The sequence below is a fragment of the Corynebacterium lipophiloflavum DSM 44291 genome (genome assembly GCF_000159635.1).
Lineage (GTDB): Bacteria > Actinomycetota > Actinomycetes > Mycobacteriales > Mycobacteriaceae > Corynebacterium > Corynebacterium lipophiloflavum.
Window position 1 is genome coordinate 638,840 of the sequence record NZ_GG667192.1, and the last position, 13,380, is coordinate 652,219.

Consider the following 13,380-nt stretch of genomic DNA (forward strand, 5'->3'; position numbering starts at 1 on the left):
GTAAGGTGTACTCCATGATTCTGGCACTCGAGATCGTCTTGGTCATCACCGCAATCCTGATGACGGTGTTCGTCCTGCTGCACCGGGGCAAAGGTGGCGGCCTGTCCAGCCTGTTCGGCGGCGGGGTCCAGGCCAACCTGTCCGGGTCGACGATCGTCGAGCGCAACCTGACCCGCTACACCATCGTGATCGCAGTCATCTGGATCACGTGCATTATCGGGCTCAACCTCGCGCAATCCTTCGCGGTCTAGCTAGGGGGCAGCGTCCTCGGTGACGAAGAGCACGGTCTCTTCTCGCCCGGCGGCCCCAGCGGCTGGCCACTCATCGGCGGAGGCGCCGCGCGCCACGTGCGCGGCGGCCTCCGCCTTTTCCGCGCCCGAAACCAGAAGCCAGACCCGCTCGGCGCGCCCGACGGCGGCAAGGGTCAGCGTCGCGCGCTCGGCGGGGGGTTTCGGCGAATCCGTCACCGCGACCACGAGGCGCTCCGTCTCGCGCACGGCCGGGGTGTGGGGGAACAGGGAGTTGATGTGGCCCTCGCCGCCCATCCCGAGCAGGTGGATGTCGAAGCCCTCCGGTGCGGCGATGCCCAGGTCGCGCTCGTAACGGCGCACGGCGTCTGCCATGTCACCGCCGGTGAGCCCGTAGCCGTACACGTTGGCCTCGGGGAGTGGAATGTGTTCGAGCAGCGCGGTGCGGGCCTGGCCCTCGTTGGAGTCGGGGTGAGCGACCTCGACGTTGCGTTCGTCGCCGAAGAAGACGTAGACGCGCGACCAGTCGATGGTCAGGTCGCGGAGGTTTTCCAAAAATCGGATGCCGGAGGTGCCGCCGGTGAGGACGACGCGGGCGGTGCCGTCGCCGTTGACCCCACCGACCGGGTCGGCGTGGATGGCGCTGATGGTGCGGGCGAAACGTTCGGTGGCGGCGTCGATAAGCGAAGCGAGGTCAGGGAACTTTGAAACCGTAACCATGAGCGTGGGTGGGGCCTTTCGAGGGTTAAACGACGTGCACGTGGGAGATGCCGTCGAGCGCGTGGGCGTAGGCGATGTCGGGGTCGAGGTGGCGCAGCTCCTCGGCGAGGCACTCCGCGTCGGTGCGCGCGGTCATGGCGACGTAGGAATCGGGGCTGCCCGGAACGGAGACACGCACGCTGTGTTCGTCCATGACGGACACGACAATGTCGCCGCGGTCGTAGCTCAAGCGCAATTCGGTAATGGGAACGTTCTCGATGATCTCGGAGGCGTTCGGGCCCGGGCTGCGGGTTACGTCGACACCGAGGCAGCTGGCCAGCCAGCCAGCGGCGATGTCGACGCTGGGGTTGTCCACGGGCCCAGAGATCTTCACCGCAGTGATGTCCTCGCCCAGGTGGCGGTCGACCGCGGACGCCACGATCCCGCGCCAAGGGGTGATGCGCGACCACATCATGTCGGAGTCGCCCTCGGAGTAACCGTTGGACAGACGCAGAAGCGCATTACCGGAGACGTTGCGCCGGGCGTTGGTGATGCGGCGCTGCGCGATATTGCCCAGGGGTGCCTCGGCCGGGTTCGCGGGGGCAGTCGTCGGCCACCACGCGACGATCGGCGTGTCCGGCAGAATAAGCGGGGTGACCACCGAGTCGAGGTTCGCGGTGAGCTCACCGTGGAGGTGCATGACCACCATCTCGGAGGCGCCCGCATCAGCGGTGAGGATGCATTCCGCGTCGAGCTTCGTCGGATCCTCGGCGTCGCCCAGCAGCATGACGAGCACGCGGGCCGGGTGCTCCTGGGTCGCGTCGCGCACGGACAGCAGGATGGAGTCCACGTCGTCGCTCGCGGCAGCGACCACGAGCAGCGTCAGTACGCGGCCGGTGGCCATGGAGTAGTAGTCCTGCGCTTGCAGAAGCGTCGCGGTGATCTGGCGCGTCGTGGTGTCGGGGAGTTTGATAATCATCTCCGGGTCTCTTCCAATCGGTTCTTCTCGGGTCAGCCGCGCTTAAGGCCTGCGCCAGTGGCGGCCGGTGCGCGCGAGCATGGCATCAGCGGATTCGGGGCCCCACGTACCGGCGGCGTAGGCGTCGGGGCGGCCGTTTTCGGCCCAGTGCTCGAGGATGGGATCGAGGATCTCCCAGCTGCGCTCGACCTCCTCGTTCGTGGGGAAGAGGCTCGACTCGTCGAGCAGCGCGTCGAGGATCAATCGCTCGTACGCTTCGGGGGACTCCTCGGTGAACGCCTCCGAGTAGGAAAAGTCCATGTTCACGTCGCGCACCTCCATGGTGGAGCCCGGGACTTTGGAGCCGAAGCGCATGAGCACGCCCTCGTCCGGCTGGATGCGCAGCACGACAGCGTTAGCGGTGAGCAGATCAGTCTGGCCCTTGGCGAAGGGCTGGAAAGGCGGCCGCTTGAACACCAGCGCGATCTCGGTGACGCGGCGGCCCAGGCGCTTTCCTGTGCGCAGGTAGAACGGCACGCCCGCCCAGCGCCGAGAGTTAATCGTCAAGGTGCAGGCCGCGTAGGTCTCAGTGGTGGAGTCCGGGTCGAATCCCTCCTCTTCACGCAAGCCGATGACCTTCTCCGAGCCTTGCCACCCGGACGTGTACTGGCCGCGCGCCGTGGTCTCGTCGAAGGGCTCGAGAGGAGTGGTGGCGCGCAGCACTTTAAGCTTCTCGGCGCGCAGGCGCCTCGGGGAGAACGAGGTGGGCTCCTCCATGGCGACGAGCGCCAACAACTGGATCAGGTGGTTTTGGATCACGTCCCGGGCCGCGCCGATGCCGTCGTAGTACCCGGCGCGCCCGCCCAGGCCGATGTCCTCGGCCATGGTGATTTGCACGTGGTCGATGTAGTTGGCGTTCCACACCGGCTCAAACATCTGGTTAGCGAAGCGCAGCGCGAGGATGTTCTGCACCGTTTCCTTGCCCAGGTAGTGGTCGATGCGGAACACGGAGCGCTCCGGGAAGACATGGTTGACCACCTCGTTGAGCTTCTTCGCGGAGGCGAGGTCGTGGCCGAACGGCTTCTCGATGACCACGCGGCGCCACTGGTTGCCCGTCGGGGTGGCCATGCCGCAGCGGTCGAGCTGGTGGACCACGTCGGAGAAGTATTCCGGGGGAACGGAGAGATAGAACGCCCAGTTGCCGCCGGTGCCGCGGTTGGCGTCCATCTCCGCGAGCAGTGCCGCGAGCTTCTCAAACGCCTCGTCGTCGTCGAAGGCGCCGGTGACGAAGTGCATGCCCTCGGCGAGGCGGTTCCACACGTTTTCGTTGAAGCGCGTGCGCGAGCCCTTTTCGACGGCGGAGCGCACGTAGTCTTCAAAGTCGGTTTTGGTCCACTCGCGTCGACCGAAACCAACGAGGCTGAAACCGGCGGGCAGCAGGCCGCGGTTGGCAAGGTCGTAGATTGCCGGCAGGAGCTTCCTGCGCGCGAGATCGCCGGTTACGCCGAAAATTACCATTCCCGACGGCCCCGCGATGCGCGGCAGACGCTTGTCCTCTGGCTGTCGGAGCGGGTTGACCCACGCGGCCTCGTCCGTCACGGTTGTTCACCTCGAGTAATAGGTAGATGGGAAAGATTTTTGGATATTCGTTCAAATGTACAGTGCCCGCGCGGGTGCGCGGGCACAAAACGCGAAACTACTTCAAATTCTGCGCCATCGAATCGAGCAGTTCCTGCCACGCGTCGACGAACTTCTCCACGCCCTCGCGCTCGAGCACCGCAACGACGTCGCCGAGATCGATGCCCACTGCCTCGAGCTTGTCGAAGGTCGCCTGGGCCTCGGCTGCAGTTCCGGTCAGCGTGTCGCCGCGCAGCTCGCCCTGCTCGAGCATCGCGTCGAGTGTCGCCTCCGGCATGGTGTTGACGGTGTCGGGGCCCGCGAGCTCGGTGACGTACATGGTTGCGGGGTAGTCCGGGTTCTTCACACCGGTCGATGCCCACAGCGGGCGCTGCTTGTTCGTTCCCGCGGGGAACTGGTTCATGTCGGAAAACTCGTCGATAAAGAGCTGGTAGGCCAGGCGCGCGTTGGCGATGCCGGCCAGTCCGCGCAGCTCAAGCGCCTCGGGGGTGCCGATGGTCTCGAGCCTGTTGTCCACCTCGGTGTCCATGCGGGAGACGAAGAACGACGCCACGGAGTGGATCGCGGACACATCGTGCCCGTTGGCCTCCGCCTGTCGCACGCCCTCACGGAACGCAGCAATGACCTGGCGGTAGCGCTCGACGGAGAAGATCAGGGTGACGTTGACCGAGATACCGGCGGCGAGCGTCGCGGTGACGGCAGGCAGGGACTCATCGGTTGCCGGGATCTTGATCATCACGTTGGGGCGGTCCACCAGCTTCGCCAGCTCGGCCGCCTGCGCCACGGTGCGCTCCTCGTCGGCGGCGTAGCGGGGATCCACCTCGATGGAGACGCGCCCGTCCTTGCCGCCGGTTGCCTCGAAGACATCGGAGAAAAGGTCGCACGCGTCCTGGACGTCTTTCACGCTCATCGCGTACACGGCCGCATCAACCTCGCTGCCGGCCGCCTTGAGGTCCGCGAGCTGGATGTCGTAGGCGTTGCCGCCGCTCATGGCCTTGGCGAAGATCGCGGGGTTGGTGGTAACACCCTTGATGCTTTTCGACGCCTTGATCTCGCTGAGGTTTCCAGTGGTGATGCGGTCCCGCGAGAGGTCGTCGAGCCAGGTGGAGGTTCCGATTTCGTAGAGCGTGTCAATCGAAGTCATGTGGGTGCAGTCCTTTGCGTGGTCGGGAGGGGGTTAGGCGGTAGCGCTGGTGATGGATTCGCGCGCGGCTTGGGCGACGGCGCCGGCGGTGAACCCGAAGCGCTTAAACAGCTCAGCGCCAGGGGCGGAGGCGCCGAAGTGCTCGAGCGAGACGTTGCGGCCGTGGTCGCCGGTGAAGCGGTGCCACGGCATAGAGACACCGGCCTCGACGGAGACACGTGCCTTGACGTCGGCGGGCAGCACCGACGCGATGTAGTCATCGTCCTGTTCGAGGAACCACTCCATGGACGGCATGGAGACGACGCGCGCGGCGACGCCCTCGCCTTCGAGCTCGCGGGCGGCCGCGACCGCGAGCTGGACCTCGGAGCCGGTCGCGATGAGGATCACGTCAGGGGTCTGCTTGGAGCCCTCGACCAACACGTAGGCGCCGCGGGCAACGCCCTCGAACGCCTTTTCCTTCGTGCCGTCGAGCACGGGAAGGTTCTGGCGCGACAGGGCGAGAGCCTTGGGCTGCTCCTTGCCCTCGAGGGCAGCCTTCCATGCCGCGGAGGTCTCGTTCGCGTCCGCCGGCCGGATCACGGCGAGGTCCGGGATGGCGCGCAAAGCGGCGAGTGTCTCCACCGGCTGGTGGGTGGGGCCGTCCTCGCCGAGGCCGATCGAATCGTGGGTCAACACGTAGTAGCCGTCGATGCCGGACAGCGCCGCGACGCGGATCGCGGGGTAGAGGTACTCCGAGAAGATGAGGAAGGTTCCACCATAAACACGGGTTCCGCCGTGCAGCGCGATGCCGTTCATGATCGCGCCCATCGCGTGCTCGCGGATGCCGAAGTGCAGGTTGCGGCCGTAGGGCTCGGCGGTGAACTTTGCGGTGGTGATCTCTTCAGGGCCGAACGAGGTCGCACCCTTGATCAACGTGTTGTTGGATCCAGCCAGATCGGCGGAGCCACCCCACAGCTCCGGCAGGGTGGCGGCGACCGCTTGGATCACGGCCTCAGAGGCTTTGCGCGTGGCCAGGCCCTTTTCGTCGGCGTCCCAGGTCGGCAGCTGCGCGTCCCAGCCCTCAGGCAGGCGGCGCGCCGTGAGGCGCTCGAGCAGTGCCGCATTGTCCGGATTGTTCTCGGCCCAGGCGTTGAACTTCTCCTCCCACTTCGCGCGCTTCTCGCTGGCGCGTGCAGAAAGTTTGCGGGTGTGCGCGATCACGTCCGCTTCCTCGGGGAAGCTCACCTCGGGGTCGAAGCCCAGGGCCTGTTTGACCAGCTTGACCTCGTCGGCACCGAGGGCCGCGCCGTGAACCGCTCCGGTGTTTTGGAGGTTCGGGGCTGGGTAGCCGATGACGGTCTTGACGCGGATCAGCGTCGGGCGCGCGGTCTCGGCCTGCGCTTGCGCCACGGCGGACTCGATCGCGACGACGTCCTCGCCGGAATCCACGGTCAGCGTCTGCCAGCCGTACGCCTCGTAGCGCTTCATCACGTCCTCGGTGAACGCGATCTGCGTGTCGTCCTCGATGGAGATGCGGTTGTCGTCCCAGAACACGATCAGGTTGCCCAGCTGCTGGGTGCCCGCGAGGGAGGACGCCTCTGAGGTCACACCCTCCTGCAGGCAACCGTCGCCGGCGATGGCGTAGATGAAGTGATCGAACGGCGACTCTCCGGCGGGGGCGGCCGGATCGTACAGGCCGCGCTCGCGGCGCGCCGCCATCGCCATACCGACCGCGGAGGCGAGGCCCTGGCCGAGCGGGCCGGTGGTGATCTCGACGTGCTTGGTGTGGTTGTACTCCGGGTGGCCCGGTGTCTTCGAGCCCCACGTCCGCAACTGCTTTAGATCTTCGAGTTCCAGCCCGAGCCCGCCGAGGTAGAGCTGAATGTACTGGGTCAGGGACGAGTGGCCGTTGGACAGCACGAAGCGGTCGCGGCCCACCCAGTGCGGGTCTTGCGGGTCGATGTTCATGACGCGCTGGTAGAGCGTGTACGCCAGGGGTGCGAGCGACATTGCGGTGCCCGGGTGCCCCGAGCCGCAATTCTCCACAGCGTCCGCCGCAAGCACGCGCACAGTGTCCACGGCCCGCGTGTCCGTTTGCGTCCAATCGTCCGGATAGTTCCGAACGGTCATCGATTGCAATTCGGGGGGCAGGTTCGACTGGGTCACGTTGTTCCTCGCTTGTGTCGTGCGTGATTGGATGTTCTAGATATCTTCACCGCCTAGCCTATCGGTTGGCAGTGAGGCGTGTCCGGATTACCCGTTAGTGCGCCGTGGCGGTACCATCATCCAAAGGTATGAGGCCCGCGCGGATTGGGCGGCGGTGGAACTTTTCGCTGTCGCGGAGCGACTACTGATATGTTGGCATGCCCGTACCGGGCGGCCGTTTCTGCTGGAGGAGTTGTTTACTTGGAGACCATCAAGGCTTACTTTGCGCTCACGAAGCCGAGGGTCATCGAGCTCCTCCTCGTCGCCGCGATTCCCGCGATGCTGCAAGCCAACCGTGGCAGCGTGGATTTGTGGCTCATCCTTGGAACGCTCCTCGGCGGGTGGATGGGTGCGGCTGCCGCGAACACGTTCAACATGGTCGCCGACTACGACATCGACCAGAAGATGGGCCGCACCCGCGCGCGCCCGTTGGTGCGCCACACGGTGACCAAACGCAGGGCCACGATCTACGCGTGGGCGCTTCTCGCACTTTCCGTTTTATGGCTCGGCTTCGTGTGCGACTCCTGGCTCGCCGCCTTCTTCATTGTGCTCACCAACTGGTTCTACATCTTCGTCTACACAAAGTGGCTGAAGCGCCGCACGTGGCAGAACGTCATTTGGGGTGGGGCCGCTGGCTGCATGCCGGTCCTCGTCGGCTGGGCCGCGGTGCGAGACAACGTCGACGACGGTTCCCCGGATCGCTGGTGGCAGGCCGTAGTGCTGTTCATGATCATCTTCTTCTGGACACCGCCGCACACCTGGGCGCTGGCCATGAAATACAAGGACGACTACGCCAGGGCGAAGGTTCCGATGCTGCCGGTGGTCGCCTCCGCGCAGGAGACGACCCGCCAGATCGTTTTCTACTCGTGGCTGACCGTGGCTACGTCGCTGCTGCTCGTGCCCGCCGCCTCCTGGATATATCTTGTCGTCGCGGTGGCCTCGGGTGTCGCGTTTCTCGTGATGGCCACCCGGCTGCACAACGGAGTCGTGCGCGGCGACGACGTCAAGCCGCTCGCGCTGTTCATTTTGTCGAACAACTACCTCGCCGTACTCTTCCTCGCCCTGTCGGTCGACGCGGTGCTGGGGTGGAACACGATCGGTCAGTACCTCTTCTAGGAATCCGCCGCGACCCTGAGCACGACCGAGCCTGAGGTGCGGCGGGCCTGAAGCTCCTCGTGCGCTAGGCGGGCGTCGCTAAGCGGGTATGGCTCATGGATGCGGAAGGTCAGCGCGCCTTCCTCCACCGCACGCACGACGGCCTGGGCGCGCATGCGGTACTCGTCGTCGGTGGCGACGTAGGCGGCTATCGAAGGTCGGGTAAGAAACAGCGAGCCGTGCTTGTTGAGCTCCTGGATAACGAACGGCTCGACGTCGCCGGAGGCGGAACCGAAGGAGCAGACGAGCCCGCGCGGCCGACAGACATCGAGGGCTTGGGCGAAGGTGTCCTTGCCCACTCCGTCGTAGATCACGTCCACCCCTTTGCCGCCGTTTGCTTGCCGCACCTCCTGGGCGAAGTTGTCGTAGCGAAACACCTGCGTCGCGCCGGCCTCGTAGGCGAGCTTCTCCTTCTCCTCGTTCGAGGTCACGGAATAAACCACGGCGCCGGCAGCAGCGGCCATTTGGGTGAGCACGAGCCCGACCCCGCCGGAGCCAGCGGTAATCACCATCGTGTCGCCCGGCTTCGTCTCGCGGGTGCCGTGCAGAAGGTAGTGCGCCGTCATGCCTTGGAGCAGCATCGACGCCGCGACCGCGGGATCGATGCTTTGCGGCACGGCGACGAGACGGTTGCGGGGAACGCACACCTTCTCGGCGTACGAGCCGGGGGCGCTGTGCCAGGCGACCAGCGTGCCCTCGGCGATTTCACCGGCGGGGTCGGCAATGACGCGGCCGCACCCCTCGGTGCCGGGGATGTAGGGCAGTTCCTGGTCGTAGGTGCCAGAGCGGAAGTAGGTGTCGATGTAGTTGACACCCGCGTAGAGCACCTCGACGAGAACGTGCGCCTCGGTCGGCTCCGGGTCGGGGCGGTCCGTGTAGGTGAGAACCTCGGGCCCGCCGTGCTGGGTAACGTAGATCGCCTTCATGGCCCCCACGTTACCGGAGCCCCGTTTAGGCCATCCGGCGTTTGCCGTGCGCCCAGAGGAAGGCGCTAAAGGCGACGACCACCGAGGACATGGCGATGTGCAGCGGCACTGTCCAGCGCGGAACGCCGAGGTAGAACTGGGTTACGCCTACGGCCCACTGGACGACGATCATGGCGACGAGCACCAAGGCGGTGTTGAACGCGTCCATCGGCGCCTGCGAACGGCGCAGCTGGTAAACGGCGACGAGCGTGGAAATGAGGTAGATGTACATGCACGCGGCGTGGACGTAGGCGAGGATCTCGGTGTCGAGTGCCAAACGGCCCTCCATGCCGACCCCGCTGTCGCCCGAGTGCGGGCCCGAGCCGGTGACCATCGTGCCGGTCACCAGCACGAAGCTCAGCGCGACAGCCGCGACGACCACGGCCGTGCGGGCGCTACCGTCGTAGCGCGTGACGACGGGCGCGTCGTCCGGCTCACTGATGCGCATGTAGAGCACGGCTGCGATCCACACCAGCACCATCGAGGGCAGGAAGTGCACGGCCACCGCCCACCAGTGCAGGTTGACCAGCACGGAGATCCCGCCGAGTAGCGCCTGCAGCGCCACGCCGGCGATGGAGAGCAAGCCCAGTAGCTTGACGTGCCAGCGGCGCTGCGCCCTGTACACCGCCACCGTCACGGCGACCGCAGCCGCCGCGACGACGAAGGTCAGCATGCGGTTGCCGAACTCGATGGCCTGGTGGATCGCGGGCGCGGCGCCCGGCACGGGCACGAGCGAGCCTTCGTGGCACAGCGGCCAGGTGTTGCAGCCGAGGCCCGAGCCCGTGACGCGCACGAGCGAGCCGGTCACCGTGATGCCGCCCTGGCACAGGAGCAGGATCATCGCGAGGACGCGCTGCAGCTTCAGGGATGGGCCCACGGTCGTTTTAACAGGGGTGTTCACGTCAACACCGGTACCTTCCACGTATCAAACTTAAGATTGATTCTTAGCTTAACCCACGCCTCGGCCGTTCTAGCCATCGAAGCGGAACCAGCGGGCGGCGGCGGTGACGGCGACAGCCACCCACACCGTTAGCGCGATCCACGCCCCGGAGTCCACGCTCAGGTGCAGCGCCTGCGTCAGCGCACCCGCCAGGGCGACGGTGGGCACCAGGTTGTACCAGCCGGCCTCGACCAGGTTGCCCGAGTAAGTGACCCACCCCAAGATGCCGACCAAAATCAGCCACAGCAGGTTGGCCAAGGCGAGGACGAGCTCGGAACTCATGGTGCCACCGAGCAGCAACCCCAGGGCGGTGAAACACGCCACGCCGAGCAGCAGCGTCACCCCGCCGAACAGGGCGCCGCCGACGGGGACGCGCCAACCCAACGCGACGGCGATCGCGCCGAGGACGACGATCTGGACTGCCACCATCGCCAGCACGCCGAGAATCTTGCCCGCGATGATCGTCCATGCCGGCACCCCGGAGGCGCCGGTGCGCTTGAGCGCGCCGTAGCGGCGGTCGAACGCCAGCGCGATCGCCTGGCCGGTAAAGCCCGCGCTGCTCGCCGCCACGGCAAACACCACCGGCACGAGGTGGTCGAGGCGCGCGGGCGAGTCAGCCCCGGGGATCGGCAGCTTCGCGGCGGCGACGAGGATCACAGCGGGGATGATCAGGTTGAGCAGCAGCTGCTCACCGTGGCGCAGCATGAGCAGTGCCTCGATGCGCCCCTGCGCCAGCGCCATCCGGGTCACGGAGGCGCGGCGGGGGCGCGGGGTAAACGTGCCTTCGGCAAGTTCTAGAGCCATGCTGATCCTTTCCTAGCTGCGCAGCTCGCGACCGGTGATGTCGAGGAAAACGTCCTCGAGCGTGCGGTGCGCGACGCTGAATTCGCGCAGCAAAACGCCCTGGGCGTCGGCTTCGCGCGCGAGCGTGGCAACGACCTCCGGAGTCGCTCCGCCGGAGATCTGGTAGCGCAGCGGCCGGGTGGCTTGGGCGGTCAGGGAGTGCGCGGACAGGGCGTCGTTAAGCGGCGCGATGGCGAGCTCGCGGTCGGTGCTGAGCGTGATCAGCGGGAAGGAGTCGTGGCTGGTCAGCTCGGCGGTGGTGCCTTGGGCGACGACGGCGCCGCGGTCGATGATGACGACCTTGTCGGCGAGCGCTTCGGCCTCGTCCATGAGGTGGGTGGTTAGGATCACGGTGACCCCGTCGCGCTTCATCGCGGAGATGATGTCCCACACCGCGAGGCGCGATTGGGCGTCCATCCCGGCGGTCGGCTCGTCGAGGAAGATCAGCTCCGGCCGGCCGATCATCGCCAGCGCCAGAGACAGTCGCTGCTGCTGGCCGCCCGAGAGGCGCCGGTAGGTGGTCTTTTCTACCCCGCGCAGGCCAAGCAGGTCGATTAGCCAGTCCGGATCGAGGGGGTCTTCGTTGTAGCGGGCGGTGAGCTCGAGCATTTCGCGGACGCGGATGCCGGAGTAGGAGCCGCCACCTTGCAGCATGATGCCGATGCGCGAGCGCACCTTCTCGGGCTCGGCGGACGGGTCGAGACCCAGTACAGAGATTCTGCCGCCGGTGGGTTTGGTAAAGCCCTCGCACATCTCGACGGTGGTGGTTTTGCCCGCACCGTTGGGGCCGAGGAGTGCAAGGATCTCACCGCGGGCGGCGGTGAAAGAGAGGCCGTCTACGGCCACGATGTCGCGGTATGTCTTGGAAACGTTGTCCAGGACAATTGCATCACTCATGGCTGGCTAGTTTAGACTCCTGCGACCGAATCGCCGGTACCACCACCAGCCGGCAGCGCAGATCACAGCGAAACCGGTGGCGGCGATTGTGTAGATGGTGATCACCGCTCCCGGGTTCAGCGCCAGGCCGCGCGGCAGCACGAGGAAGCTGAACACCGCGCTGTAGATGACCACCGCGGCGCGGAAGAACAGACGGTTGGCCCACGCCGCCAGCGGCAGGATGGCCCACAGCGGGTACCAGGGGTGGACGACGGGGAAGAGGATCACCAGCACGAGCGTGGCCACGCCCAGGCCCCCGACCGGGTGGATCGTGCCGCGGTAGGTCGCCCACAGCATACGGATCATGAACGCGGCGGCGACTATTAGGCCCGCCCCGCGCGTGATTGCCAGCATGGCCTCGATGTGGTCGCCGAGGCCCAGCAGCATCCCGATGTTGCCCGCGATGACCCCGACATCGGTGGTAACCGAGAGCCAGCTGCGTATCGACGCCGCCCCTCCCTGGCCCGTCACCCAGCCGAAACCGATGCCGGTCAGCAGCGAGAAAACCACCGTGGTGGCGACCATGAGCGCGGCCTGCGTGGCGGCGGCGAGGGCGATCGCCGCCACCCCGGGCAGCCGCGACGACCACGCCCGCGCCAGCGCCATGCCGATGAATCCGAGGGCGATAAAGCCCGTGACCTTGACCAGCCCCGCGCAGGTGATGAGGGCCCCGCTTGCCACAAGCAGGCCCGCGGCGGCGGCGTTGCGCGGGCCGAGGGCGTCGATCCCGCGCAGGCCCAACTCTATCCCGACAAGCAGGAAGCCAAGCAGGATGGCCTCGTTATGGATGCCGCCGACTAGGTGCAGGATGGTCAGCGGGTTGAGCACACCCAGCCACAGCGCCGCGGCGGGGGAGACGCGGCAGCGGCGCGCAAGCGCCACCACGCCCCACGCGGCGGCGCCGATCCCCACCAGCGACACCAGGCGGTGGGCGATAACACCGAGCACGATCGAATCGTGCGTCAGCCACGAGATCGCGGCCGAGATGCCCAATGCGACGGGCCCGTAGGGGCTCGGCGACTGCGCCCAGATAAACGGCACGGAACGCGCGAGGTGGTTTTCGGTACCGAGGATCTCGACCGGGCCTGCCGCGTACGGGTCGAGGCCCTGGCGCACAATCGAGCCCTGCGCCAGGTAGGAGTAGATGTCCTGGGTAAAAAGCGGGGCGGTCAGGATCAACGGGATGACCCAGGCGACAAAGGTGCGCACGATCACGCCCTTGCCCACCCGAGCGGGGGTGCTGCCCGCGCCGACGAACGGCGCCATGAGCACCCACGCGACTACGAGCAGGCCCACGCCGATGAGGATCAGCGCGGAGGAGGTCTGCAGCATGCGTCCCATCACGGCGCCGCCGGGGAAGAGTGCGTACGGGTTGTCCACCACGGGCAGCGCCCCGCCGCCGAGGCCGCCGAGGCCCATGAGGATCGTGCCCACGAGCCCGATGAAGCGCAGCACAGCGAAGCGGTTGAGCTCGGCTACCGACGCTCGGGACGCTTGGGCGGGGTGGGCGTCGCCAAGCGAGCTTTCGTGTAGCTCTGCCGAGCGCGACCCGGGCCGGCCCAGCCTGGGCAAAACCCGCGGAAGAACGTTCACAACCGAGGAGTCTACAAAACGAGGCACCCGCGACGGGGGCTCACATGCGGAATTAATTTGAACACACTAGTGTTGGA

General features: G+C 66.6%; 12 protein-coding genes. 2 read left to right on the top strand and 10 right to left on the bottom strand.

Annotated features, from left to right (window positions below; genetic code table 11):
• The first annotated feature begins 14 nt into the window (after positions 1-14).
• Positions 15-251: a preprotein translocase subunit SecG gene (secG, locus tag HMPREF0298_RS06170; RefSeq protein WP_006840265.1), complete on the top strand. Its 237-nt coding sequence runs from the start codon at positions 15-17 to the stop codon at positions 249-251.
• Here secG and pgl read toward each other — a convergent pair whose 3' ends face one another.
• From pgl to tkt, 5 genes are all read right to left on the bottom strand, one after another.
• Entirely contained in the window at positions 252-968 is a 717-nt protein-coding gene (gene pgl, locus HMPREF0298_RS06175) for a 6-phosphogluconolactonase (protein ID WP_006840266.1), read from the bottom strand. It lies immediately after the preceding gene.
• Between the two features lie 25 nt (positions 969-993).
• The gene (locus tag HMPREF0298_RS06180) at positions 994-1,926 is read right to left on the bottom strand and encodes a glucose-6-phosphate dehydrogenase assembly protein OpcA (RefSeq protein WP_006840267.1); all 933 of its coding nucleotides are present in this window, start codon (positions 1,924-1,926) and stop codon (positions 994-996) included.
• A gap of 42 nt (positions 1,927-1,968) precedes the next feature.
• The gene (zwf, locus tag HMPREF0298_RS06185; RefSeq protein ID WP_006840268.1) at positions 1,969-3,504 is read right to left on the bottom strand and encodes a glucose-6-phosphate dehydrogenase; all 1,536 of its coding nucleotides are present in this window, start codon (positions 3,502-3,504) and stop codon (positions 1,969-1,971) included.
• Positions 3,505-3,601: 97 nt separating this feature from the next.
• Positions 3,602-4,687, bottom strand: coding sequence for a transaldolase (gene tal, locus HMPREF0298_RS06190; protein WP_006840269.1), 1,086 nt, complete (start codon positions 4,685-4,687; stop codon positions 3,602-3,604).
• 33 nt (positions 4,688-4,720) lie between these two features.
• The gene (gene tkt, locus HMPREF0298_RS06195) at positions 4,721-6,796 is read right to left on the bottom strand and encodes a transketolase (RefSeq protein ID WP_157464388.1); all 2,076 of its coding nucleotides are present in this window, start codon (positions 6,794-6,796) and stop codon (positions 4,721-4,723) included.
• Between the two features lie 276 nt (positions 6,797-7,072).
• Between tkt and HMPREF0298_RS06200 the strand changes: the two genes are divergently transcribed.
• Entirely contained in the window at positions 7,073-7,987 is a 915-nt protein-coding gene (locus HMPREF0298_RS06200; protein WP_040422581.1) for a heme o synthase, read from the top strand.
• Here HMPREF0298_RS06200 and HMPREF0298_RS06205 read toward each other — a convergent pair.
• From HMPREF0298_RS06205 to mptB, 5 genes are all read right to left on the bottom strand, one after another.
• The gene (locus tag HMPREF0298_RS06205; protein WP_006840272.1) at positions 7,984-8,952 is read right to left on the bottom strand and encodes a quinone oxidoreductase family protein; all 969 of its coding nucleotides are present in this window, start codon (positions 8,950-8,952) and stop codon (positions 7,984-7,986) included. The two genes, HMPREF0298_RS06200 and HMPREF0298_RS06205, sit on opposite strands and share 4 nt — an antisense overlap.
• Positions 8,953-8,977: 25 nt before the next feature.
• The gene (locus HMPREF0298_RS06210) at positions 8,978-9,832 is read right to left on the bottom strand and encodes a COX15/CtaA family protein (protein WP_083789526.1); all 855 of its coding nucleotides are present in this window, start codon (positions 9,830-9,832) and stop codon (positions 8,978-8,980) included.
• 129 nt (positions 9,833-9,961) lie between these two features.
• Positions 9,962-10,735 carry an ABC transporter permease gene (locus tag HMPREF0298_RS06215; protein WP_006840274.1) on the bottom strand — a complete coding sequence of 258 codons (774 nt, stop codon included), beginning with the start codon at positions 10,733-10,735 and terminating at the stop codon, positions 9,962-9,964.
• A gap of 12 nt (positions 10,736-10,747) precedes the next feature.
• Entirely contained in the window at positions 10,748-11,671 is a 924-nt protein-coding gene (locus tag HMPREF0298_RS06220; RefSeq protein ID WP_006840275.1) for an ABC transporter ATP-binding protein, read from the bottom strand.
• Between the two features lie 6 nt (positions 11,672-11,677).
• A complete protein-coding gene (gene mptB / locus HMPREF0298_RS06225; protein WP_006840276.1) occupies positions 11,678-13,303 on the bottom strand; it encodes a polyprenol phosphomannose-dependent alpha 1,6 mannosyltransferase MptB in 1,626 nt (541 codons plus the stop codon).
• Positions 13,304-13,380 lie beyond the last annotated feature (77 nt).